At 73.8% G+C, this 25,088-nt stretch carries 24 protein-coding genes; 17 read left to right on the forward strand and 7 right to left on the reverse strand.

Annotated features, from left to right (window positions below; all coding sequences use genetic code 11):
• Positions 1-87: 87 nt before the first annotated feature.
• The 11 genes from ACIA6T_RS29435 (at position 88) to ACIA6T_RS29485 (ending at position 12,097) form a co-directional block, all read left to right on the forward strand.
• Positions 88-714, forward strand: coding sequence for an NUDIX domain-containing protein (locus tag ACIA6T_RS29435; protein ID WP_399449530.1), 627 nt, complete (start codon positions 88-90; stop codon positions 712-714).
• Between the two features lie 312 nt (positions 715-1,026).
• Positions 1,027-3,087 (forward strand): tetratricopeptide repeat protein, encoded by a 2,061-nt coding sequence (locus tag ACIA6T_RS29440; protein ID WP_399449531.1) that lies wholly within the window; start codon positions 1,027-1,029, stop codon positions 3,085-3,087.
• Positions 3,088-3,232: 145 nt separating this feature from the next.
• Positions 3,233-4,348 (forward strand): alanine dehydrogenase, encoded by a 1,116-nt coding sequence (gene ald / locus ACIA6T_RS29445; protein ID WP_399449607.1) that lies wholly within the window; start codon positions 3,233-3,235, stop codon positions 4,346-4,348.
• 412 nt (positions 4,349-4,760) lie between these two features.
• Complete coding sequence (locus tag ACIA6T_RS29450) at positions 4,761-5,897, forward strand: ParA family protein (protein WP_079194887.1); 1,137 nt, start codon at positions 4,761-4,763, stop codon at positions 5,895-5,897.
• Positions 5,882-6,439 (forward strand): hypothetical protein, encoded by a 558-nt coding sequence (locus tag ACIA6T_RS29455; protein WP_399449532.1) that lies wholly within the window; start codon positions 5,882-5,884, stop codon positions 6,437-6,439. Before ACIA6T_RS29450 ends, ACIA6T_RS29455 begins: the two co-directional genes overlap by 16 nt.
• Before the next feature lie 18 nt (positions 6,440-6,457).
• Positions 6,458-7,759, forward strand: coding sequence for a segregation/condensation protein A (locus tag ACIA6T_RS29460; RefSeq protein ID WP_399449533.1), 1,302 nt, complete (start codon positions 6,458-6,460; stop codon positions 7,757-7,759).
• On the forward strand, positions 7,756-8,409 hold the full coding sequence (gene scpB / locus ACIA6T_RS29465) for an SMC-Scp complex subunit ScpB (RefSeq protein WP_399449534.1): 654 nt from the start codon (positions 7,756-7,758) through the stop codon (positions 8,407-8,409). Before ACIA6T_RS29460 ends, scpB begins: the two co-directional genes overlap by 4 nt.
• A complete protein-coding gene (locus ACIA6T_RS29470; protein WP_399449535.1) occupies positions 8,409-9,524 on the forward strand; it encodes a pseudouridine synthase in 1,116 nt (371 codons plus the stop codon). Before scpB ends, ACIA6T_RS29470 begins: the two co-directional genes overlap by 1 nt.
• A 78-nt stretch (positions 9,525-9,602) precedes the next feature.
• Positions 9,603-10,322, forward strand: coding sequence for an NUDIX hydrolase (locus ACIA6T_RS29475; protein ID WP_399449536.1), 720 nt, complete (start codon positions 9,603-9,605; stop codon positions 10,320-10,322).
• Entirely contained in the window at positions 10,319-11,341 is a 1,023-nt protein-coding gene (locus ACIA6T_RS29480) for an ADP-ribosylglycohydrolase family protein (protein WP_399449537.1), read from the forward strand. The genes ACIA6T_RS29475 and ACIA6T_RS29480 overlap by 4 nt, the downstream gene beginning before the upstream one ends.
• A 3-nt stretch (positions 11,342-11,344) precedes the next feature.
• The gene (locus tag ACIA6T_RS29485) at positions 11,345-12,097 is read left to right on the forward strand and encodes a DNA polymerase beta superfamily protein (RefSeq protein WP_399449538.1); all 753 of its coding nucleotides are present in this window, start codon (positions 11,345-11,347) and stop codon (positions 12,095-12,097) included.
• On the opposite strand, the gene ACIA6T_RS29490 is transcribed toward ACIA6T_RS29485, so the two are convergent.
• Both ACIA6T_RS29490 and ACIA6T_RS29495 read right to left on the reverse strand, forming a co-directional pair.
• Entirely contained in the window at positions 12,023-12,766 is a 744-nt protein-coding gene (locus ACIA6T_RS29490) for a DNA polymerase beta superfamily protein (RefSeq protein ID WP_399449539.1), read from the reverse strand. The two genes, ACIA6T_RS29485 and ACIA6T_RS29490, sit on opposite strands and share 75 nt — an antisense overlap.
• 22 nt (positions 12,767-12,788) lie before the next feature.
• Complete coding sequence (locus ACIA6T_RS29495) at positions 12,789-13,223, reverse strand: Rieske (2Fe-2S) protein (RefSeq protein WP_399449540.1); 435 nt, start codon at positions 13,221-13,223, stop codon at positions 12,789-12,791.
• 193 nt (positions 13,224-13,416) lie between these two features.
• Here ACIA6T_RS29495 and aroH point away from each other — a divergent pair, with 193 nt between their 5' ends.
• The 5 genes from aroH (at position 13,417) to der (ending at position 18,108) form a co-directional block, all read left to right on the forward strand.
• Positions 13,417-13,779, forward strand: a complete 363-nt coding sequence (aroH, locus tag ACIA6T_RS29500; protein WP_399449541.1) for a chorismate mutase — start codon at positions 13,417-13,419, stop codon at positions 13,777-13,779.
• Entirely contained in the window at positions 13,776-14,861 is a 1,086-nt protein-coding gene (locus ACIA6T_RS29505; RefSeq protein ID WP_399449542.1) for a prephenate dehydrogenase, read from the forward strand. The genes aroH and ACIA6T_RS29505 overlap by 4 nt, the downstream gene beginning before the upstream one ends.
• A gap of 183 nt (positions 14,862-15,044) precedes the next feature.
• Positions 15,045-15,731 carry a (d)CMP kinase gene (gene cmk, locus ACIA6T_RS29510; protein ID WP_399449543.1) on the forward strand — a complete coding sequence of 229 codons (687 nt, stop codon included), beginning with the start codon at positions 15,045-15,047 and terminating at the stop codon, positions 15,729-15,731.
• Complete coding sequence (locus ACIA6T_RS29515; RefSeq protein WP_399449544.1) at positions 15,728-16,375, forward strand: lysophospholipid acyltransferase family protein; 648 nt, start codon at positions 15,728-15,730, stop codon at positions 16,373-16,375. Before cmk ends, ACIA6T_RS29515 begins: the two co-directional genes overlap by 4 nt.
• Before the next feature lie 242 nt (positions 16,376-16,617).
• Positions 16,618-18,108 (forward strand): ribosome biogenesis GTPase Der, encoded by a 1,491-nt coding sequence (gene der / locus ACIA6T_RS29520; RefSeq protein WP_399449545.1) that lies wholly within the window; start codon positions 16,618-16,620, stop codon positions 18,106-18,108.
• Positions 18,109-18,169: 61 nt separating this feature from the next.
• On the opposite strand, the gene ACIA6T_RS29525 is transcribed toward der, so the two are convergent.
• Together ACIA6T_RS29525 and ACIA6T_RS29530 are read right to left on the reverse strand one after the other, a co-directional pair.
• Complete coding sequence (locus tag ACIA6T_RS29525; RefSeq protein ID WP_399449546.1) at positions 18,170-18,574, reverse strand: hypothetical protein; 405 nt, start codon at positions 18,572-18,574, stop codon at positions 18,170-18,172.
• A gap of 88 nt (positions 18,575-18,662) precedes the next feature.
• Positions 18,663-19,445 carry a hypothetical protein gene (locus ACIA6T_RS29530; protein ID WP_399449547.1) on the reverse strand — a complete coding sequence of 261 codons (783 nt, stop codon included), beginning with the start codon at positions 19,443-19,445 and terminating at the stop codon, positions 18,663-18,665.
• A gap of 539 nt (positions 19,446-19,984) precedes the next feature.
• Here ACIA6T_RS29530 and ACIA6T_RS29535 point away from each other — a divergent pair.
• Positions 19,985-20,623, forward strand: a complete 639-nt coding sequence (locus ACIA6T_RS29535) for a transglycosylase family protein (protein ID WP_399449548.1) — start codon at positions 19,985-19,987, stop codon at positions 20,621-20,623.
• Between the two features lie 184 nt (positions 20,624-20,807).
• On the opposite strand, the gene ACIA6T_RS29540 is transcribed toward ACIA6T_RS29535, so the two are convergent.
• The 3 genes from ACIA6T_RS29540 to ACIA6T_RS29550 are packed head-to-tail and all read right to left on the reverse strand — an operon-like array spanning position 20,808 to position 25,028.
• Positions 20,808-21,470, reverse strand: a complete 663-nt coding sequence (locus tag ACIA6T_RS29540) for an ATP-binding cassette domain-containing protein (protein ID WP_399449549.1) — start codon at positions 21,468-21,470, stop codon at positions 20,808-20,810.
• Positions 21,467-24,541 (reverse strand): ATP-binding cassette domain-containing protein, encoded by a 3,075-nt coding sequence (locus ACIA6T_RS29545; protein WP_399449550.1) that lies wholly within the window; start codon positions 24,539-24,541, stop codon positions 21,467-21,469. Before ACIA6T_RS29545 ends, ACIA6T_RS29540 begins: the two co-directional genes overlap by 4 nt.
• A gap of 10 nt (positions 24,542-24,551) precedes the next feature.
• On the reverse strand, positions 24,552-25,028 hold the full coding sequence (locus ACIA6T_RS29550; protein ID WP_399449551.1) for a hypothetical protein: 477 nt from the start codon (positions 25,026-25,028) through the stop codon (positions 24,552-24,554).
• Positions 25,029-25,088: the final 60 nt, after the last annotated feature.

The raw sequence follows: 25,088 nt of genomic DNA on the forward strand, positions 1-25,088 counted from the left end.
CCTCCAAAAGGTGCGCGCCCCGGCCACTTTTTCGCACATGTTCACGCACGGCACGCGCACGGCCGCCGTACGTCGGGAAGGACAGCCATGACGATCAAGGACACCCCGGAAGAGTGGGAGGTCCGCGGGACCGGGACCCCGTTCGTGGGCAACAAGACCTCCGTCCGCACCGACGACGTGGTCATGCCCGACGGGACCGTGGTCCACCGCGACTACCAGGTCCACCCCGGGTCCGTGGCCGTCCTCGCCCTCGACGACGCCGACCGGGTCCTGGTGCTGCGCCAGTACCGCCACCCCGTGCGCCACAAGCTGTGGGAGATCCCGGCCGGCCTGCTCGATGTGCCCGGCGAGAACCCGCTGCACGCCGCCCGGCGCGAGCTGTACGAGGAGGCGCACGTCAAGGCGGAGGACTGGCGGGTGCTGACCGACGTGTACACCACGCCCGGCGGCTGCGACGAGGCCGTACGGATCTTCCTCGCGCGGGGGCTGTCCGAGGCGGAGGGCGACCGCTTCGAGGTCGAGCACGAGGAGGCCGACATGGAGCTGGCCCGGGTCCCCGTCGAGGAGCTGGTGCGCGGCGTGCTCGCCGGCGAGCTGCACAACAACTGCCTGGTGGTGGGTGTCCTCTCGCTGGTCGCCGCGCGGGGTGGGGACGGTCTGGACGCCCTGCGTCCGGCTCAGGCGCCGTGGCCGGCGCGGCCGTTCGAGGCGTGACGCCGACGGGGGGTGCCTTTGGTCGCCCCCGCCGCCCCTTCCCGTCCCGAACCCGGGGCTCCGCCCCGGACCCCGCCCCGCGAACGCCGGAGGGGCTGAGATTCAGCCCCTCCGGCGTTCGCGGAGCAGCGCCCTCGGGGGACGGGGACGGGAAGGGGCGGCAGCCCTACGATCGGTTGATCCGATCGGGGGGAGTCCTGTCCCGGCGCAGTGCTCCTCACGGAACGTCGCGGAGCGTGAACTAGGCTCTGGAAAACGCCCGGTCCGGAGCCCCGGCGGGCTTGCGCGCGCGGTGGGACGGGAGTGAGGCCCGTGACGGATCAGGCGGTGGCCCCAGACGGTGCGCGGCTCCTTCGGGACGTCGCCGACGAGGGTCGATTCCTGGGCCGTACCAGGGAGTTGAAGGAGTTGCGCGCCGACATCGAGCGCGCGGGACTGGACACCCTCTCCGGTCGCAAGGCGCCCCGCGCGCGCGTCCTGCTCATCGCCGGCCGGCCCGGCTCGGGGCGCAGCGCCCTCGCCGGGGAACTCGTGCGCCAGGTCGCCGACCGCTACCCCGACGGCGTGCTGCGCGCCCGGCTGAGCGAACCCGACGGCACGCGCGTGCCCGTCGAGCGCGCCGCGCGGGAGCTGCTCGACGCGCTGGCGGCGCCCGCCCCGGCCGGGGCCACCGAGGACGAGCTCAGCGAGGCCCTGCGCACCGCGCTGGCCGACCGCCGGGCGCTGCTCCTGCTGGACGACGCGGCCGACGCCGGGCAGGTCGACGCGCTGCTGCCGGACAACCCGGACTGCCTGGCCGTCGCCGTCTCCTCGGGGCCGCTGACCGGCATCGCGGACGTCCGCCCCTGCACCCTCGGCGGCCTCGACACCAAGTCCGCGGTGGAGCTGCTGTCCCGGTTCACCGGAGCGGTGCGCATCACGGTCGACCCCCGGGCCGCCGAGCGGCTCGCCGAGCAGTGCCAGGGCCAGCCGGCCGCCCTGGCGCTGGCCGGCGGCTGGCTCGCCGCCCGGCCCAAGGCCGCCGTCGCCGACCTCGCCAGGCAACTGCACACGGACCCCGGCCAGGACACCGTCGTCAGCCGCGTCCTGCGGCTCGTGCACGACTCACTGCCCGCGCCGGCCGCCCGCACACTGCGGCTGCTCAGCCTCGCCCCGGCCGGTCCGGTCGACCCGCACACCGCCGCCGCCCTCGCCGGCTGCTCGGTGGAGTCCGCCCGCGCCACCCTGGAGGACTTCGCCGCCCACGGGCTGCTGCACCCGGTGGACGGCTCGCCGCTGCCGCAGTACGAGGTGCCCTGCTGTCTGCAGCCCCTGCTCAGCGCCCTCGCGGAGGACCACGAGCGGCCCGCCGAGCTGCGGCTGGCCCGCGCCCGGATGCTGGAGCGGACCGTCCGGCTGCTCCAGTCGTGCCGGGCCATCACCGAGACCGACAGCCCCCGGGCGCGCGAGAAGCTCCTCGGCATGCCGAGCGCCCTGCGCTTCCCCGGCCCGCGGGCCGCCGCCGACTGGCTGCGGGTGCGCCGCCCCGCACTGCTGGCCTCCGCGCGGCTCGCGGTCGCCGACGGGGAGCTGGACACCCTCGCCCGGCGCCTGATGTCCCAGCTCGTGCGGGCCATGGTGGCCCACTTCGGCACCCAGGCCGCCGCGAGCGACCTGTACGACATCCACGGCCTGGTCCTCGGCGTCGCCGAGCGCCGGAACCTGCCCCGCGAGCGGGCGGCGGCCCTGCTGAACCTCGGCGACCTCGACGCCCGTACCGGCCGCACCGCCGACGCCCTGGGGCGCTACCGGGCCGCGCTGGACGCCGGACGCGAGGCGAACGACCCGTACGCCACCGGCCGCGCGATGGAATCCGTGGGCGGCGCCCATCTGGAACTCGGGGACTACGACCGGGCCGCCGACTGGTTCGGCCGCGCCCTGGCCGAGCGGCTGGCCCGCGGCGAGCGCGAGGACGCCGCCCGGCTCTACGGCCGTATCGGCGCCGCCCACACCTACGCCGGCCGCTACGGCGAGGCACTGCGCAACTGGCGTGCGGCCGTCGCCGGACACCGGAAGAACGGGGACGTGGCCGCACAGGCGCGGGCCCTGAGCGAACTGGCCCGGGTGCAGGAGTACGCGGGCCGGCTCGAGGAGTCGCTGCGCACCTGCCGGGAGGCCGTGGAGTGGGCGGGCCGGGCCGAGGACACCCGCCTGCAGGCCGCGCTGCACCTGCGGCTGGCCGACTCCTTCGGGCACCTCGGCGACCCCGCGTCGGCCGCGCTGCACCGGGACACGGCCGAGCGCATGCTGGCAGAGGAGGCCCTGGAGGACGACTCAGAGCCGGAACACGGAGCTAACGCCTACGAAATCCGTAGCTCATCCGCAGAAGATTGAAGCAATGAAAGGCTAGACAGCGAGAACACCTTCATTAAACTGGCTCTGCCGCACCATCTCCTGCGGTCTCTCCCGGTGTGCCCACGCGTGCCCGGGTATGTGCAGCGATACCCCCATACCCTCTGAGCCAAGGACCGTGATCCACGTGAAGGTCGGCATCCCCCGCGAAGTCAAGAACAACGAGTTCCGGGTGGCCATCACCCCCGCCGGCGTGCACGAGCTGGTGCGCCACGGCCACCAGGTCGTCATCGAGCGCGGCGCCGGCGTCGGCTCCTCGATCCCGGACGGCGAGTACATCGCCGCCGGGGGGCGGATCCTGGACACCGCCGACGAGGTCTGGGCCGCCGCCGACCTGCTGCTGAAGGTCAAGGAGCCCATCGCGGAGGAGTACCACCGCCTGCGCAAGGACCAGACCCTCTTCACCTACCTGCACCTGGCCGCGTCCAAGGAGTGCACGGACGCCCTCCTGGAGTCCGGCACCACCGCCATCGCCTACGAGACGGTCGAGCTGCCCAGCCGCGCGCTCCCGCTGCTCGCCCCGATGTCCGAGGTCGCGGGCCGGCTGGCCCCGCAGGTCGGCGCCTACCACCTGATGCGCGCCAACGGCGGCCGCGGTGTGCTGCCCGGCGGCGTCCCCGGCGTGCTGGCCGGCAAGGCCGTCGTCATCGGCGGCGGCGTCTCCGGCTGGAACGCCGCGCAGATCGCCATCGGCATGGGCTTCCACGTGACCCTGCTCGACAAGGACGTCAACAAGCTCCGCGAGGCGGACAGGATCTTCGGCACGAGGATCCAGACCGTCGTCTCCAACGCCTTCGAGCTGGAGAAGGCCTGCCTGGAGGCCGACCTCGTGATCGGCGCGGTCCTCATCCCCGGCGCCAAGGCCCCCAAGCTGGTCACCAACGAGCTGGTCTCGCGGATGAAGGCCGGAAGTGTCCTTGTCGACATCGCGATCGACCAGGGCGGCTGCTTCGAGGACTCCCACCCGACCACGCACGCCGAGCCGGCCTTCAAGGTCCACGAGTCGGTGTTCTACTGCGTCGCCAACATGCCCGGCGCGGTGCCCAACACCTCCACCTACGCGCTCACCAACGCCACGCTGCCGTACATCGTCGAACTCGCCGACCGCGGCTGGGTGGAGGCGCTGCGCCGCGACCCCGCGCTCGCCAAGGGGCTGAACACGCATGACGGCAAGGTGGTTTACAAGGAGGTCGCCGAGGCACACGGCTTGGAGCACGTGGAGCTCGCCTCCCTGCTCGGCTGAGCCGCCAGGACGGTAAGTCGACCAAGTCGTCCGTGAGCAAAGGCGATACGTCAACACCGGACGTCAACGTCACGTACCCGGCCGGACCTTGCCCGACAAGGTCCGGCCGGATGTGTGTATGGTCACTTCCTGTTTCCGGGGCAACTCGCCTCGAACGTAACTCTTCTACCGATTCGCACACCCGTGAAACCTGCCGTGCGACGGCCGTACGCCCTTGACAGAGGGATGTTTCATTGCCGACACATCGGGCCGGGTCCGGCGGATTGTGTTGCTGCGGACGGCCGACACGCCATAGAGTCGCCAATCGTCGGCATGGTGCCACGCTGACCTGTCTAGAAGTTTCCTGGTCACCAAGGAGGTAAGACGACTTGTGAATGAGTCGACATTTACTCCCGGGGGTGGTCACCCAGGAATGCCTGCGCCGGACCAGGAGCCCGCGGGATTCGCTGCTGTCGGCTCCGTAGCTGTGCGCACCTTCGCAGCCCACCGGAGTCACCGGACTTCGGTGGTGACTCAACCAGCACCCCAGAGCATGGATGGCCATCACGTGAACGCCATGGCCGGCGACGGAAGTGGCGCGCCCCACAACCATTTCGCCGACTACGACGAACTGCCCGAGGGGCACTTCTACGACCCCGACGCCGAGTACGAGCCCGATCCCGAGTACGCGGCCACGCTCGCGCCCGACGCGGCGCGACAGCGCCGTGAGCGCGTCGGCCCGACCGGGCGCCCGCTGCCGTACTTCCCGATCCCGGGTCCGCTGACCGACCACGGTCCCGCGAAGATCATCGCGATGTGCAACCAGAAGGGCGGCGTCGGCAAGACCACGTCGACCATCAACCTGGGTGCCGCGCTCGCGGAGTACGGACGCCGGGTGCTGCTCGTCGACTTCGACCCGCAGGGCGCGCTGTCGGTCGGTCTCGGCGTCAACCCCATGGAGCTCGACCTCACCGTCTACAACCTGCTCATGGAGCGGGGCATGGCGGCCGACGAGGTGCTGCTGAAGACCGCGGTCCCCAACATGGACCTGCTGCCCAGCAACATCGACCTGTCGGCGGCCGAGGTGCAGCTGGTGAGCGAGGTCGCGCGCGAGTCCACGCTGCAGCGGGCGCTGAAGCCGCTGATGGACGACTACGACTACATCGTGATCGACTGCCAGCCCTCGCTCGGTCTGCTCACGGTCAACGCGCTGACCGCCGCGCACAAGGTGATCGTGCCGCTGGAGTGCGAGTTCTTCGCGCTGCGCGGTGTGGCGCTGCTGACCGAGACCATCGAGAAGGTCCAGGAGCGGCTCAACCCCGACCTGGAGCTCGACGGGATCCTCGCCACGATGTACGACTCGCGCACGGTGCACAGCCGTGAGGTGCTCGCGCGTGTGGTCGAGGCGTTCGACGACCACGTCTACCACACGGTCATCGGGCGCACGGTCCGCTTCCCGGAGACCACGGTCGCCGGTGAGCCGATCACCACGTACGCGTCCAACTCCGTCGGTGCCGCCGCCTACCGCCAGCTCGCCAGGGAGGTGCTCGCCCGGTGTCACGCCGAGTGAGTCTGCCGGGGGCCGACGAACTCTTCCGTACGACAGGGGGGACGGCGCTCCAGGCGTCGACCCCCCGGCGCCAGGCCAACGGCGACGCCCGTGTCCCCGCACCCGCGGGGGAGGGCGACGCGGCGGCGGCCGCCGTGGAGGACGCGCCGCAGTCGGTGCCCGCGCAGGGCGGCGACGGCGGGGGCGCGGAGCACGTCGCGGCGGACGCGGAGCCGGACGGGGCCGGGGAGTCCCGCAGCCGCGACGCGGCGGGCTCCGGGCGGCGTCAGCCGGCGCAGGACGGTGCGGCCCAGCGCGGCAAGCGGGGGCGGGCGGCGTCACGACGGCCCAGCGGCCGTGAGCGGCACGACGAGAAGATCACCGTGTACGTGTCCGCCGAGGAGCTGATGGACCTCGAGCACGCGCGTCTGGTGCTGCGCGGCGAACACGGGCTGGCGGTGGACCGGGGCCGCATCGTCCGCGAGGCGGTCGCCGTGGTCCTCGCCGACCTGGAGAGCCGTGGGGACGCCAGCATCCTCGTACGACGCCTCCGTGGACGGTAGCGGTAGCCTGCGGAGGCCATGACCTCGAACGACACGCCCGCCCCCGGCGCCCGCCCGCCCCGTCGCCGCACCCTGGGCCGCGGCCCGGGAGCGGCGCCGCCGACGCCCGGGCGGGGGGCGCCCGAGGAGGGCGCGGAGACTCCCGCGGGCCCCTCACCGATGGTGACGTCGGAGAGCAGGACCGCCGTGCCCGGAGAGGCGGGGCCCAGGGGCCGCGCGGTGACCGCAGGGCGGGTGGGCGGCGAGGTTCTCCCCGGAGGGGCTTCACCGGGTGAGCCGGGGACGCCACCGACGCGGGAGACCGTCGCGCGTGCGGCGGGGCGGGACGTTCCGGCCGTCGGCGGGACGGTGAGCGCGTCCGGCGAACAGGAACCCGCGGTGGCGGAGGCGTCCGGGGCCGGGACCGGCGCGATCGGCGTCGGCCGGGCGGGGACCGCGGCGCCCGGTGACGCCGGGGCCGGGGCGGAGTCCGCGGGCGGTGCTCCGGGGGCGGACGACGCCGAGGACGGTGACAGGCGGTTCAAGGTCCGGTTGGTGAACTTCGAGGGGCCGTTCGATCTGCTGCTGCAGTTGATCTCGAAGCACAAGCTGGACGTCACCGAGGTCGCGCTGTCCAAGGTGACCGACGAGTTCATGGCGTACATCCGGGCCCTGGGGCCCGACTGGGACCTGGACGAGACGACCGAGTTCCTGGTCGTGGCGGCCACGCTGCTGGATCTCAAGGCTGCCCGGCTGCTGCCCGCCGCCGAGGTGGAGGACGAGGCCGACCTCGCCCTCCTGGAGGCCCGGGACCTGCTGTTCGCGAGGCTGCTGCAGTACCGCGCGTACAAACGGATCGCCGAGATCTTCAGCCGGCGCCTCGACGACGAGGGCCGCCGCCACCCCCGTACCGTCGGACTCGAACCCCACCACGCCGAGCTGCTGCCCGAGGTCGTCATCGGCATCGGCGCCGAGGGCTTCGCCGGGCTCGCGGTCAAGGCGATGCAGCCCAGGCCCAAGCCGCAGGTGTACGTCGACCACATCCACGCCCCGCTGGTCAGCGTGCAGGAGCAGGCGGGGATCGTCGTCACGCGGCTGAAGGAGCTGGGCGAGGCGAGCTTCCGGGCCCTCGTCGAGGACACGGACGACACCCTGACCGTCGTGGCCCGCTTCCTCGCCCTGCTGGAGCTGTACCGCGAGAAGGCCGTCGCCCTCGACCAGGAGGCCGCGCTGGGCGAGCTGACCGTGCGCTGGACCGGCGGGGACGGGGACGCCGCGCCGACGGTCACCGACGAGTTCGACCGGCCGCCGGAGCAGCCCGAGGAGGAGAGGAAGCCGTGAACGAGGAGACGACCGACACCCCCGCCGGGCCGCGCACCGTCGCGGAGCTCGACCTCGGGCCCGCCCTGGAGGCGGTCCTCATGGTCGTGGACGAGCCCGCGACCGAGGAGCACCTGGCGAAGATCCTGGAGCGCCCCAGGCACCAGGTCGCGGACGCGCTGCGCGCGCTCGCCGACGAGTACACCGTCCAGGGCCGCGGCTTCGAACTGCGCCTCGTCGCGGGCGGCTGGCGCTTCTACAGCCGCCCCGAGTACGCCGCCGCCGTCGAGGGCTTCGTCCTGGACGGCCGGCAGGCCCGGCTCACCCAGGCCGCCCTGGAGACCCTCGCGGTCGTCGCCTACCGCCAGCCGGTCAGCCGCAGCCGCGTCTCCGCCGTGCGCGGAGTCAACTGCGACGGCGTGATGCGCACCCTCCTGCAGCGCGGTCTGGTCGAGGAGGCGGGCACGGAACCCGAAACAGGTGCGATCCTGTACACGACGACGAACTACTTCCTGGAGCGGATGGGCCTGCGCGGTCTGGACGAGCTCCCGGAGCTCGCGCCCTTCCTCCCGGAGGCGGAGGCGATCGAGGCCGAGACGCTGGAAGCGGTCCCGTCGTTCGATCCGGACGCTCCGGATTCCGAGGACGCAGACGACAAGACGGAACTTTGATGCGAAGCAGCAGCGGCAGGAACAGCAGCGGAAACAACGGCGGGAGCCGTGGTGGCAACAGCGGCGGCCGCGGCGGGAGCGGCGGTGGCCGCGGCGACCACCGCGGCGCCGGCAACAACCGTGACGACCGACAGGGCGGCCGTCCGAAGAAGCCGCGCCCGGAGGAGCGGCGCTACGACGTGGGCCCCGGCGCCACCCAGGAGGGCCCCAAGTCGGGCCGTGGGCCCACGGCCCGCGGAGGCGCCAAGGGCGGGCCGAGGAAGCCCCTGCAGCGGGGGCGCTCGGTCCCGGCCACGTCCCGTGAGTACGAGACGCGGGCCGAGGAGCGCAACCGGGAGCGGTACGCGGGCAAGAAGGACGTCAAGCTGCCCAAGACCTTCCCCGGCGCCGAGCAGGAGGGCGAGCGGCTGCAGAAGGTGCTCGCCCGCGCGGGCTACGGCTCCCGGCGCGCCTGCGAGGAGCTGATCGAGCAGGCGCGGGTCGAGGTCAACGGCGAGATCGTCCTCGAGCAGGGCAAGCGGGTCGACCCGGAGAAGGACGAGGTCAAGGTCGACGGCCTGACCGTCGCCACGCAGTCGTACCAGTTCTTCTCGCTGAACAAGCCCGCCGGCGTCGTCTCCACCATGGAGGACCCGGAGGGCCGGCAGTGCCTCGGTGACTACGTCACCAACCGCGAGACCCGCCTCTTCCACGTCGGCCGGCTCGACACCGAGACCGAGGGCGTCATCCTGCTCACCAACCACGGCGAGCTGGCGCACCGGCTGACCCACCCCAAGTACGGCGTGAAGAAGACGTACCTGGCGGCCATCGTGGGCCCGATCCCGCGCGACCTGGGCAAGAGGCTCAAGGACGGCATCCAGCTCGAGGACGGTTACGCGCGCGCGGACCACTTCCGGGTCGTCGAGCAGACCGGCAAGAACTACCTCGTCGAGGTGACCCTGCACGAGGGCCGCAAGCACATCGTGCGCCGCATGCTCGCCGAGGCCGGCTTCCCGGTCGACAAGCTGGTGCGCACCGCCTTCGGGCCGATCACCCTGGGCGACCAGAAGTCGGGCTGGCTGCGGCGGCTGTCCAACACCGAGGTCGGGATGCTGATGCAGGAGGTCGACCTCTAAAGAGCCCTCAAGGGCTTGTGTGTCCGACCCGCACCCCCCTTTAATGGTCACCGCGACTATTAAAGGGGGGTGCGGGTCATGGACGGCTACGACAAGTACGCCTTCGAACCGTTCGCCGTCACCGTCGACCTCGCCGTGTTCACCCTCCGCGCGGGCGCGCTGCACGTGCTGCTCGTCGAGCGCGGCCAGGAGCCGTACGCCGGACGGTGGGCGCTGCCCGGCGGCTTCGTCCGGCCGGACGAGTCCGCCGAGAACGCCGCGCGGCGCGAACTGGGCGAGGAGACCGGGCTGACGGACGTGTCCGGGCTGCATCTGGAGCAGCTGCGGACCTACAGCGAACCCGACCGCGACCCCCGCATGCGGGTCGTGTCGGTCGCGTTCGCCGCGCTGCTGCCCGACGCCCCCGAGGCACACGGCGGCAGCGACGCGGCGCAGGCCCGCTGGACGCCGTACGACTCCGCGCGGGAGCTCGCCTTCGACCACGGCCGGATCCTGGCCGACGCGCGGGAACGCGTCGGCGCCAAGCTCGAGTACACCTGCCTCGCCACCGCCTTCTGCCCGCCCGAGTTCACCCTCGGCGAGCTGCAACAGGTCTACGAGACCGTGTGGGGCACCGCCCTGGACCGGCCCAACTTCCGGCGCAAGGTGCTCGCCACCCCGGGCTTCGTCGAAGCCGTTCCGGGCGCCGCGCGCCTCACCGGCGGCCGGGGCAAACCCGCCGCGCTCCACCGCGCGGGCACCGCCACCGCCCTCCACCCGCCCCTGCTCCGGCCCACTCCGGAAGGACGCCCCGCATGACCACGACCACCGTCACCAAGCGCGCCGCCACGGGAGCGCTCACCGGACTCGCCCTGGGGGACGCGCTGGGCTTCCCGACCGAGTTCAACGACGTGCCGTCGATCCTCGCCGAGTTCGGACCCTGGCGGGGGATGGACCTGCCCAGGCCGGCGATCGTCACCGACGACACCCAGATGACCCTCGCGCTCGGCAGAGGGCTGCGCACGGCCATGGACCGGGGACTGCTCACCCCGAAGCGGCTGGAGCGGCCGGTGCGCGAGGAGTTCGTGGAGTGGTGGCGTTCGCCCGAGAACAACCGCGCCCCCGGCAACACCTGCCTCAAGGCGTGCCACCTGCTGGCCCGCGAGGACCGGCGCTGGCAGGACGCCAGCCAGACCGGCTCCAAGGGCTGCGGCGCCAACATGCGCGTCGCCCCCGTGGGCCTGGCCCCCGGCCTGACCGACGAACAGCGCGCGGGCGCCGCCCAGTTGCAGTCCGCCCTCACCCACGGCCACCCCACCGCGCTCGCCGCCTCCGACCTCACCGCGCACGCCGTACGGCTGCTCGCGGAGGGCGCCGAGCCGACCGGCCTGATCGGACGCTTGCGCTCCTACGCCTACGACAACCGCACCCGCTACCACGAGTTCTGGCTCGGCGACCTGTGGACCCGCGCCCAGGACCCCACGCCCGAGCACTTCATCGCGCGGGGCTGGGACGAGTGCCTGGGCGTTCTGGAACGCCTCCGGGACGCCGTACGGACCGTCTCGCCCGAGACCGACCCCTGCCTGGCCACGGGCGAGGGCTGGATCGCCGAGGAGGCCCTGGCGACCGGCCTGCTGTGCTTCCTCCTCTTCGTCGAAGAACCCCTCACCGCCCTGCGCCGCGCCGCCTGCACGGCCGGAGACTCCGACTCCATCGCCTGCCTCACGGGCGCCTTCGCCGGCGCGTACCTGGGCGCGGACGCCTGGCCCGCCGAGTGGGCGGACCGCATCGAGTACCGGGGCGAACTGCTGGCGCTGGGAACGCTCTGGGACGCTTGAGCGATGACCGACGCCCTGGACCTCGACCTGAGCCCGGTGATCGCCGAACAGCCCGATCCGGTGCTGTTCGCCACCGTCTCCGGCGCGCACCTGTACGGCTTCCCGTCCCGCGACTCCGACGTGGACCTGCGGGGCGTGCACCTGCTGCCGGCCGCCGATCTCGTCGGGCTGCGCGAGCCGGACGAGACCCGGTCCCGGATGTGGGTCCGGGACGGCGTCGAGATGGACCTGGTCACGCACGACCTGCGCAAGTTCGTCCGCCTGATGCTGCGCCGCAACGGCTACGTCCTGGAACAGCTGCTGTCCCCGCTGGTCGTGCACACCACCGGCACCCACCGCGAACTGGCCGCGCTCGCCCCGGGCGTCCTCACCGGCCACCACGCCCACCACTACCGGGGGTTCGCCCGGACCCAGTGGCGGCTGTTCGAGAGGACCGGCGGACTCAAACCGCTGCTCTACACCTTCCGGGTGCTGCTCACCGGCATCCACCTGATGCGCTCCGGCGAGGTGCAGCCCCATCTGCCCACCCTCGCCGGGGAGGTCGACGCCGCCCCGGACCACCTGCCGGAGCTGATCGCCGCCAAGGCGGAGCGCGAGCACGGGGACGCCCCCGTCGACCACGCACGCGTACGGGCCGACGTGGAGCGGCTGCACGGCGTACTGGACGAGGCGCAGGCCGCGTCAGCCCTGCCCGATGCCCCCACCGCGTACGACGCCCTGCACGACCTCGTCGTACGGACCCGCCTGGAGGGCTGAGGCACGGCGGGTGCGGACGAGGAAGTCCTCCACGCGCCGGTGGTCCGGTTCCATGGGGAGCGGGCTGTGGTGGGCGGCCTGCTCGGCCTCCCGCGCCAGGCGGGTCATCCGCGCCTCGAACCCGGGCCAGGACACCTCGCCCCGCTTCACCGCGAGCAGCGGCTCGCGCTCCTCGCCCACGCCGATCGTGAGGGTGCCCGTACGGAGCAGGTCGCGGGCGCTGATCAGCAGGCGGAGCAGGTGCATCGCGTGCTTCCAGCGCGGGGCGCCGTGCGCGCGGACGTCCGCCTCCAGCTTGCGGCGCTGGCCGTGGGCGTACCGCGTGAACGTCTCGTGGACCTTGCGGGAGAGGAACGCCTCGCGCAGGGACAGCAGCTCGCGGCCGGTGGCGTCGGCGTACTCCACCAGCGGGGAGTGCAGGCACTCCAGGATGTTGGGGTTGGCGCGCAGGGCCAGCTCGCAGAAGCGTTCCAGCTCCCAGCTGAACTGCTCCTCGGCCGGGCCCTCGACGTGCGTCGGCGGCTTCTCGAAGCGCCAGAACAGGGGAGTGGGCGCGAGGAAGACGCCCCGGCGGTCGGTGTCGCTGCTCTCGGTGGCCAGACCGAAGGCGCGCGAACCCATGACACAGGAGTAGATCGTGTGGTCGCCGACCAGGGTCTCGGGGCGCATGCCCGGGAGCGTACGCGGTGGATCACGCCCGGCGGATCGAATTTCCCTCCACCGTGATCGGCTCCTCGGGCAGTGGCCGGGTCGCGGGGCCCCGCTCCACCGAGCCGTCGGTGATCCTGAAGCGGCTGCCGTGGCAGGCGCAGTTGACGGCGCCGTCCGCGACGTCGGCCACGACACAGCTCTGGTGGGTGCAGATCGCCGAGAAGGCCTTGAAGTCGCCCTCCTGAGGCTGGGTGACCACGATCTTCTCGTCCGGGAGGACCGTCCCTCCGCCCACCGGGACGCCGGTGGTCGAGATCAGCTCCTGCCCGGCGGTCTCCGACGAGGTACCGCCCCCGCCGCCGTCCCTGCCGTCCCTGCCGTCTCCGCCGTTCCCGCCGTCCGAGCCGCAGCCCGCGGCCAGTGCCGCCGCGCCCGTCGCGAGCAGAACCGTGCGGCGTGTCGCACGAGGGGTCATGTCGTCACTCCCGGAGGTCGCGGTTCCCGCATCCTGACACCGAATCCGCCGAACAAGAAGCAACCCGCAACAAAACGCCATCAAACGCGTACATCGCCCGTCTCAGCGGGCGGGCGCCCGGCGCCACTCCCGCGCGGGCTGACTACGCTGGACGACCGAACAGCAGACAGGCACGTCAGCAAGGAGCATCGTCGTGGCGGTACGCGCGGTCCGGGGGGCCGTCCAGTTGGAGCGGGACGAGGCCGGTCACATGGAGGAGCGGGTCGGCGCGCTGCTCACCACGATCCTGGAGCGCAACGGCCTGCACACCGACGACCTGATCAGCCTCTGGTTCACGGCCACGCCCGATCTGCACAGCGACTTCCCGGCCGTCGCCGCCCGCAAGCTCGGCATCGTCGACGTCCCCCTGATCTGCGCCCAGGAACTGGACATCGAGGGCGCCATGCCCCGTGTCGTCCGGGTCCTCGCGCACATCGAGTGCGACAAGCCCCGCGCGGACGTCGCGCACGTCTACCTCGGCGCGGCGGCCGCCCTGCGCAAGGACATCGCCCAGTGAGGACCGCACTCGTCATCGGCACCGGGCTCATCGGCACGTCCGCCGCGCTCGCCCTGAACCGGCGGGGCGTCGTCGTCCACCTCACCGACCACGACCCGGAGCAGGCCCGTACGGCCGCCGCGCTCGGCGCCGGCACGGACGAGGCCCCCGACGGGCCGGTCGACCTGGCGATCGTCGCCGCCCCGCCCGCCCATGTGGCCGACGTGCTCGCCGACGCGATGCGGCGCGGCGCGGCGCGCGGCTACATCGACGTCGCCAGCGTCAAGGGCGGACCGCGCCGCGAGCTCCAGGAGCGCGGGCTCGACCTGGCCCCGTACATCGGCACCCACCCGATGTCCGGCCGTGAGCGGTCCGGTCCGCTGGCCGCCACCGGGGACCTCTTCGAGGGGCGCCCCTGGGTGCTCACCCCGACCCGGGACACCGACACCGAGGTGCTGAACCTCGCCCTGGAGCTGGTCTCGCACTGCAGGGCCGTGCCCGTCGTCATGGACGCCGACGCCCACGACCGGGCCGTGGCCCTCGTCTCCCACATGCCCCACCTGGTGTCCAGCATGGTCGCCGCGCGCCTGGAGCACGCCGAGGAGGCCGCCGTACGACTGTGCGGGCAGGGCATCCGGGACGTGACCCGGATCGCCGCCTCCGACCCCCGGATGTGGATCGACATCCTCTCCGCGAACCCCGGCCCGGTCGCCGACCTGCTCACGGACGTCGCCGCCGACCTGGAGGAGACCGTGCGCGCCCTGCGCGCGCTGCAGTCCTCCGACGGGGACAAGCGCCGCGAGGGCAGCACCGGCATCGAGAACGTGCTGCGCCGCGGCAACGCGGGGCAGGTCCGCGTCCCCGGCAAGCACGGCTCCGCGCCGCGCGTCTACGAGACCGTGACGGTGCTCATCGACGACCAGCCCGGCCAGCTCGCCCGCATCTTCTCGGACGCCGAGCGCGCCGGTGCCAACATCGAGGACGTCCGCATCGAGCACGCCACCGGACAGCAGGCCGGTCTGGTCCAGCTCATGGTGGAGCCCAAGACGGCCCCGGCCCTCACCGCGGGGCTGCGGGAGCGGGGCTGGGCGATCCGCCAGTGACGGATACGCCGGTGACGGATACGCCGGTGACGGGCCGGGGCGGGGGAAGGCCCGGGGGCGGCCCGTCCCCCGGAGGGCCGGATCGTCCGCTTGTCGGAAGGGTTCCGGGGGGCCGGTAATCTGGTGCGGGGCGTGTCCGCGCCCCGTACACACCACTCCACCGCACCAGGAAGGTGTTCCCCCGTGGAAAACGGCGCCGCCCAGCCCGTGATTGTCGCCATCGACGGCCCCTCCGGCACGGGCAAGTCGAGCACCTCGAAGGCCGTGGCGGCGCAGCTCGGCCTGAGCTACCTGGACACCGGCGCCCAGTACCGGGCGATCACCTGGTGGATGGTGACCAACGGCATCGACATAGACGACCCGTCCGCGATCGCCGCCGTCGCCGGGAAGCCCGAGATCGTCTCCGGTACGGCCCCGCAGGACCCGACGATCACCGTCGACGGCGTCGACGTGGCCGGCCCGATCCGCGGACAGGACGTCACCTCCAAGGTCAGCGCGGTCTCCGCGGTCCCCGAGGTGCGGGCCCGGATCACCGAGCTGCAGCGGTCCATCGCCGCCTCCGCCGTCACCGGCATCGTCGTCGAGGGCCGCGACATCGGCACCACCGTGCTGCCCGACGCCGACCTGAAGATCTTCCTCACCGCCAGCGCGGAGGCCCGTGCCGCCCGTCGCAGCGGCGAGCTCAAGGGCGCCGACCTGAACACCACCCGCGAGGCCCTGATCAAGCGGGACGCGGCCGACGCCGGCCGCAAGACCTCCCCGCTGGCCAAGGCCGGCGACGCGGTCGAGGTGGACACCACCGACCTCACGCTCCAGCAGGTCATCGAGTGTGTCGTCACCCTCGTCGAGGAGAAGCGGGCCGGGAAGTGACCGACGTCCCATCGGTGCGGAGCGCCGAGGTCGGCCGGCGTATCGGCGTCGGCCTGATGTACGGGCTGTTCAAGCCGCGTGTGCTGGGCGCCTGGCGGGTGCCCACGGCCGGTCCGCTGATCTTCGCCGTGAACCACTCCCACAACATCGACGGCCCCATGGTCATGGGCGTGGCGCCCCGGCCGACGCACTTCCTGATCAAGAAGGAGGCGTTCGTCGGCCCGCTCGACCCGTTCCTGACCGGCATCGGCCAGCTCAAGGTGGACCGCGACACCACCGACCGCACGGCGATCTCCCGGGCGCTGGGCGTACTGCGGCAGGGCGGCGTCCTCGGCATCTTCCCGGAGGGCACGCGCGGCGAGGGCGACTTCGCCTCGCTCCGCGCGGGGCTCGCCTACTTCGCCGTACGCGGCGACGCGCCGATCGTGCCGGTGGCCGTCCTGGGAAGTTCCGAGCGGCGCGGACGGTTGGTAAAGGGACTGCCCCCGCTGCGCTCCCGCGTGGACGTCGTCTTCGGCGACCCCTTCGACGCGGGCGACGGCAGCGGCAGACGGACGCGCAAGGCGCTGGACGAGGCGACCGAACGCGTCCAGAAGCAGCTCACCGCCCACCTGGAAAACGCCAGGCGCCTCACCGGGCGTTAGGGTCTGCCTCGGGTCCCCCCGTGGCGTCGCGACGCCCGGCACGCACTCTCGCCGCACCGGCCGTCCTCCGACGTGGCCCCGCCACGACGAAGGCCGTCCGGCACACCGAGAGCACGCACCGAACGCCGCTCCTTCTTCCAGGGGGGGAACCCGAGGCGGACCCTGCGACACTGAGTAGTGGATCAGCCTCATATATCGGGCGTTCCACCGATCACCACGATGAACGACGAGGTACCGACTTCATGAACGACCACATCCAGCCCGACGGCTCGGACGCGTACGAGGGTGCGCACGAGCACGATCACGGGGCGCTGGGCGATGCCGAGTTCGCGGAGTTCATGGAGCTCGCCGCGGAGGAGGGCTTCGACCTCGAGGACGTCGAGGGCGCCATCGAGGCGGCGGGCCACGGTCCGCTGCCCGTGCTCGCCGTCGTCGGCCGCCCCAACGTCGGCAAGTCGACCCTGGTGAACCGCATCATCGGCCGCCGTGAGGCGGTCGTCGAGGACAAGCCGGGCGTCACCCGCGACCGCGTCACCTACGAGGCCGAGTGGGCGGGCCGCCGCTTCAAGGTCGTCGACACCGGCGGCTGGGAGCAGGACGTCCTCGGCATCGACGCCTCCGTGGCCGCCCAGGCCGAGTACGCCATCGAGGCCGCCGACGCGGTCGTCTTCGTCGTGGACGCCAAGGTCGGCGCGACCGACACCGACGAGGCCGTCGTCCGGCTGCTGCGCAAGGCCGGCAAGCCGGTCGTGCTGTGCGCCAACAAGGTGGACGGCCCGAGCGGCGAGGCCGACGCGGCCTACCTGTGGTCCCTGGGCCTCGGCGAGCCGCACCCGGTCTCCGCGCTGCACGGCCGCGGCACCGGCGACATGCTGGACCAGGTCCTGGAGGCCCTGCCCGAGGCCCCGGCGCAGACCTTCGGCACCACCGTCGGCGGCCCGCGCCGCATCGCCCTGATCGGCAGGCCCAACGTCGGCAAGTCCTCGTTGCTGAACAAGGTCGCGGGCGAGGACCGGGTCGTCGTCAACGAACTCGCCGGCACCACCCGTGACCCGGTCGACGAGATGATCGAACTCGGCGGCAAGACCTGGAAGTTCGTCGACACGGCGGGCATCCGCAAGCGCGTCCACCTCCAGCAGGGCGCCGACTACTACGCCTCGCTGCGCACCGCCGCCGCCGTCGAGAAGGCGGAGGTGGCCGTCGTCCTCATCGACGCCGCCGACTCCATCTCGGTGCAGGACCAGCGGATCGTCACCATGGCCGTGGAGGCGGGCCGCGCGATCGTCCTCGCCTTCAACAAGTGGGACACCCTCGACGAGGAGCGCCGCTACTACCTGGAGCGGGAGATCGAGACCGAGCTCGGCCAGGTGGTGTGGGCGCCGCGGGTGAACGTCTCGGCGCGCACAGGCCGGCACATGGAGAAGCTGGTCCCGGCCATCGAGACGGCCCTGGAGGGCTGGGAGACGCGGGTGCCGACGGGCAGGCTGAACGCCTTCCTCGGCGAGCTGGTCGCCGCCCACCCGCACCCCGTGCGGGGTGGCAAGCAGCCGCGCATCCTGTTCGGCACCCAGGCCGGCACCAAGCCGCCGCGGTTCGTGCTGTTCGCCTCCGGCTTCATCGAGGCGGGCTACCGGCGGTTCATCGAGCGCCGGCTGCGGGAGGAGTTCGGCTTCGAGGGGACGCCGATCCACATCTCCGTGCGGGTGCGGGAGAAGCGCGGCAAGAAGAAGTAGCCGACGGCGGGCATGACGAAGGGGCGGTCCCGGTGGGGCCGCCCCTTCGCCGTACTCCGGGTCAGGCGCCTCTGCGCGGCGCCGGCGGCAGCCCGGCCGGCACGTGGTGCATCCCGGAGGCGGGCCTGCCGACCGTGCCGACCCGCTGCCACTGCGGTCCGGCGCCCTGCCGGCCGCCGCCCGCCCCCGCGCCGTGGGCACCGCTCACGAGGGAGGCGCCGAACGTGCTCGGACCGCGGCCGCCGTGCGAGCCCGCACCGCGCGGGATGTTCCCGAAGGCGGTGAAGCCCAGCTCCTCCTCGCCGCTGCGGTCACCCGGCAGCGAACGGAAGGACTTGACGTACTCGGTGTAGAGGGCGTCGTAGATCGGCGTGGCCGAGAGGCCGCTCCGGGAGTCCCGCTCCGGGCGCACGGGTGCGGGGACCGAGGCGAGGGACTGGCGGCGGGGAACGTCGTATGCGTGCACGTATGTCCAAACGACCCCGTGCCGTAAGGGATGCGGCGTTTTTGCGGCTTTCGCCGGTTGTCCGGCGGTGCCGTGTCCGCCGGGCCGGTCAGAGGCCCGCCAGCGGCAGCGCCGCGGCGACGAGCTTGCCGTTCGCCGCCGCCTTGTCCAGCGCGTCGCGCAGCAGGTCCTCGCGCGGCTGGCGGCCGATCGAGCCGACCGGGGCCGCGAACATCAGTACCTGCTGGTGCTTGTTGGCGGCCGACCGCCAGCCGTCGGTGACCTGGAGCGGCTGGTGCGCCTGCCACCAGGCGACCGGACGGCCGCCGGCCGGGTTCGGCTGGAGCACGGCGTGCAGCTGCCCCGCGGCGAGCAGGACCGACCAGCCGTGCAGCACCGGCGGCAGGGCCGACAGCTCGGTCAGCGGCATGAAGCCCTGCTCGATGAGGAGCGGCAGGAAGTCGTCGCCGGCCCCGAGCGAACCGGGCCGCGCGACCGGCGCGGTCGGCTCCACGACCAGTGCCGGGTGCAACTCCCCGGAGACCAGGACCAGTCCGCTGGTCACCCCGAGCACGGCCTGTTCGGGGACGGCCTTCGCGGACGCCGGTTCCCCGGTGTCGCCGCCGATGGCCCGCACGGCGCCCTGGAGCTGCTCCTCGGTGACCTGGACGACCTGCGAGGGCAGGCAGCCGGCGTGGGCGAAGGCGAGGACGGCGGTCTCGTCCCCGATGAACAGGACGGTGCTGGTGCGCTCCTGCCGCGGGTCGCCCGGGGTGCGGCAGGAGGTGCAGTCGTAACTGCCCGGGGCGGACTCTCCGGCGAGCAGGCGGGCTGCTTCTTCGTCGCCGATCTCGGCGCGTACCTCGTCGCTGACGTCGAGCATGCGCGGCACGGGTGGCTCCCTCGGGATGCGGTGCGTGGCGAGGCCGGGTGGCTCCCGGCCCGTGGTCCGGGTGGATCCCCGGCTCATGAAGAAGACAACGGGCGATCTGTGGCGGTAGTCACGCCCCAGGGCGAACGGAATCGAACCATCCAGCGCGCACGGTCACGCTCGGCGCGGAATCGGCCACTCATCGTCAACTACCCGTTGCCGTAATGCCGTTGATGAGGTGAGGTGGCTCACAGGTCGCGCCGTCCGCTGGTCGACAAATCCCGAAATCAGGGAATGAAGTGGGTGGCCGAAAAACGCCGCTACCCGAGGTAAGCGGCAACTGGCCTGGCATGACGGGACGTTGGTTGATCCCGGCGCCGGAGGCTCCTTAGATTCCTCCGCCGTGTGCAGCGAGCACCGCTCGGGTACGTCCGCCGACCGCGCCACACGGCACCACCGCACGACCCCGAAGGCGGACGGGGCGAGCGCGGCCCACGCGTCCCATGACGCGGCGGGCGGCACTCCGCCCCGGGGACCCCGAGCCTTCGGGAAGGACCTACATGTCCGAATGTGCCGATAACACCCGCGACCACCTCCGCACGACCCGCACGACGGCCGTCCTGGCCGGCGCGGCACTGCTCGCGCCCCTCGGACTGCTCGCCGCGACCGGGAACGCCACGGCGGCGGACAGTGGAGTGTGGGACCGCATCGCACAGTGCGAGAGCGGCGGCGACTGGCACATCAACACCGGCAACGGCTACTACGGCGGACTGCAGTTCTCCGGCGCCACCTGGCGTGCCCACGGCGGTACGGCCTACGCGCCGACGGCCGACCGGGCCACCAGGGCCCAACAGATCGCGGTCGCCACGAAGGTGCAGCGCGCCCAGGGCTGGGGCGCCTGGCCGACCTGCTCGGCACGCGCGGGGGCGTCCGGGAGCGCACCCGCCGCGGACCCCGTGACCACGGAGCGGGCCCCGTCGAAGCCGTCGAAGCAGTCGGAGCCGGCCCGGACCTCGGCACCCTCCGGGCACACGGACCGGAACACGTCCCTCGGCGACCACACCGTCCGCGCGGGCGACACGCTGAGCGGGATCGCCGCGCGGTACGGCACGACCTGGCAGCGCCTGTACGAGGCCAACAAGTCCGTCGTCGGCGGGGACCCCGACGTGATCGTGCCCGGACAGCGCCTCGACGTCTGAGCCGTCGCCGGGCCCGCCCTCCGGACGCGGGCCCCGGGCCACGACGGGAGCGACCCCCCCCCGGCGGCACGCCGCCGGCGGGCCGTTCTGCCGGGAGATCGGCTCCCATCGGCCTCCTGCCGCCGGAGCCGCCGACAGGATCCCGGGCACGGGGCCCCGTCCGGCCGGCCCGCCGGACGGGGCCCTACGGCTGCCGGGCGGAGGCGGACCGGCCGAGTTCGCCGGTCTCCCCGGCGAACACCACCGAACCCCGGCGCAGTACGTACACGAAGGCGGGACGGCCGTGCAGGGCGGGCGGCAGCCGCTGCTCGGCGACGACCACGCACACGCCGAGCGCGGCCAGCAGCGCGTACGTACGGGCCGCGACCGCCGGTGACATGCCCTGGGCGGGCTCGTCGACGAGCACCACGCGCACGCGCGGCGACAACGCCCGGCACAGGGCCAGCATCCGCTGCTCGCCTCCGGAGAGCGTGCCGGCCCGGCGCTCCAGCAGTGCCCGCAGTGACGGGTAGGCGTCGAGGGCGCGGGCGGGGTCGGGGGCGGTGAGGGCGAGGTTCTCCCGCACGGTGAGGGAACCGAACACCGCCCGCCGCTCCGGCACCAGGCACAGCCCGCGCCGGGCCCGCTCGTACGCCGGTACGCCGGTCACGTCCCGCCCGTCCCACACCACGGCCCCGCCGGACAGCGGCACGTCACCGGCCAGCGCGCGCAGGGCGGTCGTACGGCCGGAACCGTTGCGGCCCAGCAGCACGGTGATGCCGGGGCCGGGGGCGGCGAGGGTGACGCCGTGCAGGGCCTCCAGGGGGCCGTACCGCACGCGCGCGTGGCGCAGGGAGATCGAGGTCATGGGCCGGTCGCCTCCCCGAGGGTGTCCAGGACGCTCCCGGGCGGTCCGGAGGCGACGATCCGGCCCGCCGTCATCACGTGCACGACGTCGGCGAGGCCGGCGACCAGGTCGAGATCGTGCTCGACGACCAGGAGGGCCGTGCCGTCGGCGGCCAGCGCCTTCAGGATCCGGGCCAGCGCGGTGACCTCGGCGGTGTCGAGACCGGCGGCGGGTTCGTCGAGCAGCAGCACGCGCGGGGCGGCGGCGAGGGCCCGCGCGGCCTCCACCCGGCGCAGCGTCCCGGTGGGGAGCCCGGCGGCGGGCCGCGCCCTCATCGGCCCGTCGAGCCCGAAGAGCCGCAGCGTCCGCTCCACCGCGCCGGGATCGCGCAGCCGGCCCCGCTCGGCACCGACACGCACGTTCTCGGCGACGGTCAGCGTCGGGAAGACCGCCAGTTGCTGGAACGTCCGCGCGATCCCGAGCCGGGCGCGGGCGTGCGCGGGCAGCCGCGTGATGTCCCGCCCGCCGAGCGAGACCGACCCCCGCGCGGGGCGCAGGGTCCCCGCCAGACAGTGGAACAGCGTGCTCTTCCCGGCCCCGTTGGGTCCGACGACAGCGGTCACCCGCCCGGCCGGGACGTCCAGATCCACCCCGTCCAACGCGGTGAACCCGCCGTACCGGACCCGTAGACCGCGGGCGGCGAGCACAGGGGGGCCGGAGGCCGGTGCGGAGCCCCCTGCGCGCCGGCGCCCCGCCGGTGCCTCACCGCCGCTCGCGCGCACCGGCGCGGCGCCCGGCACCGGGGGCCGGTGCGGCGCGTACGGCTCCGCCGGTGCGGGCGGCACCTCCCGGCCGGACAGCTCCCGGGACCGCTCGCCGCGGGATTCCCCCGGCACCGCAGGACCGGCGGCCCGGCCCCACGCCCCACGACCGGGCGGCCCGTGGCCCGGTGGTCCTTCGGCCGCTGGTTCTCCCTCGTGCGGGCGTTCCGGTGGCTGTCCGGTGGCGCGGGTGTTCCCGGTGGGTTCCCGGTCCGTGCCCTCCCCTTGCCGTCGTGCCGGGGCGTCGGCGGGGCGGCCCGTCGGCGGCGCCGTTCGCGGTGGGCCGGTGGTTCCGGGGCGGCCGACGGCCTCCGTGCCCGGCTTGCCGGTCCGGGCGCCCGGGGCGGCCCGTCCCGGGGGCCGGGTCCGGGAGCCGGTGCTCGTCGCCGTCGCGCCCGCCGGGGACCGGGGCGGCTTCGGTGGCGGTTCCGGAGGGTGCGGGCGGGTGCGGAGGCGTACGGCCAAGGGGGTCGGCGCCGGGCGGAGCCGGCTCGTGACGTCCCGCAGCGCCGTGTACGGGCCGTCCGGGAAGCGGCCGGACAGGACCGCCAGGACACCGATCACCGCCGCTGCCACGCCCCCGCGCGCGCCCGCGTCCAGGCCGACCAGGAGGGCCGCGGCGAGAAGGGCGCCCAGGGCGCTGTCGGCGCCCAGGACCACCACCGCGGCGAACCACAGCAGGCCCCGTACGGGGTCGTACGCGGCCGGGTCGAAGGCGCGCAGCCCCATGCCGAGCATGCCGCCGCCGAGCGCGGCCAGCGCCGCCCCGGACACGAAGGCGAGGAGTTTCAGCGACGGCACGCGCACGCCCGCCGCCCGCGCCCCGGGCTCGTGGTCCCGCATCGCCGCCAGGGCCCGGCCCGTACGGCCCCGGCGCAGTGCCCGGGCAGCGAGCAGCGCGCACGCCAGGAGGACCAGTTCCAGGACGTAGTACGCGCGGTCGTCGTCGAAGCCCGCCGGGCGGCCCAGGGACAGTCCGGACGTGGCGTACGGCTGGTCGAAGACGAAACGGCTCACCCCGACGCCCACCGCGAACGTCGCCAGCGCCAGTGCCAGGCCTCTGCGGCCGATCGCCGGCCAGCCGGTCAGCACGCCCAGCGGAGCCACCAGGACGACCGCCACCGCGAGCGCGGCCAGCTCCGGCAGCCGGGGCAGGCCGGGGAAGCGGCCGGCCGCCAGCAGCGCCGTGAAGAGGGCGCCCAGACCCGCGTACGCCGCCTGCCCGAGCGAGATCTGCCCGCCCCGGCCGGTGACCACCACCAGGGACAGCAGCACCACCCCGAGCGCCGGCACCTGCACCGCCGTGTGCAGATCGCGCCCGGCGAGGCCCAGCGGCAGCAGGAACAGCACCCCGGCCACGACCCAGGTGCCCGGCGGGGCCGGTACCCGCGCGGTGGCCGTGCGCGGGAACGCGTCGCGCGTGCCGACTCCGGGCAGCACCAGGGCGGCGACCAGCAGCGCCACGACGAACAGGTTGGCGCCCACCGCCTGCAGCAACGGCTCACCCCACCCGGACGGGTGCAACCGCGTCAGCTGACTCTGCGCCACCCCGATGCCGAGCGCGACGACCACGGCCACCGTCGGACCGCGCATCCGCGCGGCGACCGCGACCGCCACCACCTCCATCACGAGCAGCGGCAGCCCGTACGGGTCGAGCCGCACGTACGGCGCCAGCAGCACGCCGGTCAGACCGGCCGTGAACGAGCCGAACGCCCAGCCCGCCGCCGCCACCCGGTCGGCGTCCACACCGGCCAGCACGGCCAGCCGCCGGTCGTCCACGACGGCCCGCAGCTCCCGCCCGAACCGCGTCCGGCGGATCACCACCCCGACCCCGGCGGCCAGCACGACCACCACCGCGAGCTGCCCCCACGGCTCCGCCGGCACCAGCACCGGCGCGTCGTCCCGCGCCCCCTGCCCCCACAGCAGCGCCGCCCCGCCCACCAGCAGCACGAACACCCCGATGGACGCCACCAGCGCCCGCGCCGGATCGCCGCCCCGCACGGACAGCGGCCGGAACACGAACCGCTCCAGCACCACCCCGATCCCCGGCGCCACCACCAGCAGCGTCAGCGCGGCGGCCGACCACAGCGGCCAGCCCCGGTCGACGACCAGGCCGCGCAGCACATACGCGCACACCATCGCGATCGCGCCGTGCGCGAAGTTCAGCACCCCGGTCGCCCGGTACGTCACGATCAGACCGATCCCGGTCAGCGCCGCCGCGGCGCCCACCGACAGACCGGCCAGCGTGAGGTCGTACGTGAGCGAGGACATCGGCGGGGCCTCAGCCGGACCCGTCGGCGGGTTCACAGATCGGGCAGGGCTCCAGCTCGCCGTCCGCGGCCGGCCTCCCGTCCACCGGAACCGCCTCCGCCTTCCCCGCGACCAGCGGGCAGTCCGCGCGGTGCCACAGCGTCCCGCCCGGCACCATCAGCGCCTCCGGGCTGACGGCCACCGGCCCGCCGGCCGGCCGCCCCGGCTCGTCGGCGCCGGCCGGATCGGCGGCGACCAGCAGGCCGTACAGCTCCTCCACGCGCGTGGCGGCGAGCGCGTCCCGGCCGTGGGCGAGCAGCACCGCCCCGGCGACGATCAGCGCGGCTCCGGGGATGCTGCAGGAGGCCAGATAGGGCAGCTGCCGTTCGGTGTAACGCTCACCCGAGACGCCGTACCAGCCGATGACGCACAGCACCGCGCCGGCGGCGAGCGCGGCCCAGCCCGCCCAGAGGACGGGGTGCGCGATCCGGAGTCGGACTGTCCGCATGGCTTGCACTATGCCCCCTGGGACCCGACCCTGAAAGCACCGGGCGCACACGGTCCGGAC

It is taken from the genome of Streptomyces sp. NPDC051740 (assembly GCF_044453165.1).
GTDB classification, from domain to species: domain Bacteria; phylum Actinomycetota; class Actinomycetes; order Streptomycetales; family Streptomycetaceae; genus Streptomyces; species Streptomyces atrovirens.